Consider the following 695-nt stretch of genomic DNA (forward strand, 5'->3'; position numbering starts at 1 on the left):
CTCGCGGGCGAACCGGGTGCGCAGCGCCGGGTGGTGGGCGGTCAGGGCGCGCAGCGCGCGCTCCAGGGCGTCCGGGTCGGTCTCGGGCGGCAGGTCGAGCAGCATCGACATGGTGAAGTGCCGCAGCGGCCCGTGCGTGGCGAGGAACCACTCCTGGATCGGGGCCAGCGGGCCGGGCCCGGCCTCCCGCTGCGGCGCGGTGGTGACCGGCGGGGCGGCGCGGCGGTCGGCGGCGGCGGCGAGTTCGGCGACGGTCTGGTGCCGGAAGACGTCCCGCGAGGTCACGTGCAGCCCGGCGGCCCGGGCCCGGGAGACCGTCTGGATGCCGAGGATCGAGTCGCCGCCCAGCTCGAAGAAGTTGTCGTCGACGCCCACGTGGGCCACGCCCAGCACGGCCGACCAGATCCCGGCCAGCTCCCGCTCCGCTTCGGTGCGCGGGGCGGTGAACTCCCGCTCGCCCGCCGCGGCGTCCGGGTCGGGGGCGGGCAGCGCGCGCCGGTCCAGCTTGCCGCTGACGGTCAGCGGCAGCGCGTCCAGCACGACGAACGCGGCGGGCACCAGGTGGCGCGGCAGGGTGAGCGACAGCGCCTGCCGCAACGCGGCGGGCACCGGCCGTCCCGCGCCGGCCGCGGGCACCACGTAGCCGACCAGCCGGGCGTGGCCGCGCTCGTCGGAGACCGCCACGACGGCGGCCT

Annotated in this window: 1 protein-coding gene; it reads right to left on the reverse strand. The window is 78.4% G+C overall.

Features of this window, described 5'->3' with window-relative positions; translation table 11 throughout:
• Positions 1–695 (reverse strand): phosphopantetheine-binding protein (locus KUM32_RS40970; protein WP_254406789.1); only part of this gene is annotated, 695 nt, incomplete at both ends.

It is taken from the genome of Streptomyces sp. AC627_RSS907 (assembly GCF_019049165.1).